Source organism: Bacillus pretiosus (assembly GCF_051294775.1).
GTDB lineage: Bacteria > Bacillota > Bacilli > Bacillales > Bacillaceae_G > Bacillus_A > Bacillus_A wiedmannii.
On the sequence record NZ_JBPPHF010000032.1, the window covers coordinates 1 to 426 of the forward strand.

1 protein-coding gene is annotated in these 426 nt (G+C 27.7%); it reads left to right on the plus strand.

Going from position 1 to position 426, the window contains the following annotated elements:
* Positions 1 to 97 precede the first annotated feature (97 nt).
* A complete protein-coding gene (locus tag ACSG5Z_RS29715) occupies positions 98 to 319 on the plus strand; it encodes a hypothetical protein (RefSeq protein ID WP_435712734.1) in 222 nt (73 codons plus the stop codon).
* Positions 320 to 426 lie beyond the last annotated feature (107 nt).

A 426-nucleotide genomic window follows, 5' to 3' on the forward strand; every position in this document is an offset into this window, starting at 1 on the left:
GGTATACATACAGACATTTGTGAGTATTTAATTTCAGAATCACAAAAATAAGGCGCAATTTCCGCCTTATTTTTACGTTTGAAAGGACTAACATCCGATGAAAAAAATAACAATTCATAATTTACCGTTATTTGCTTTTACTATTTTTTCTTTATTAATCTTTTATATTGGTGGAGTAAATGAAAAAAACGTATTTGCTGCTGAACATGATATAAAAAAAGACTACTTAATTATGTTTAATAACACAGTTGACGAACAACTTATCATTAAACATGGTGGTGTTATTAAGGAAACCTTTGAAAATTTACCTATTATTTAAGGTGAATTCTCCTATAATCCTCAAAAAGTTTTAAAACATAATAGTAATGTTAGTGACGAGGAAGTAGATCAAACTAATAAATCCCTTGTGGATAGAAATACTCCTTT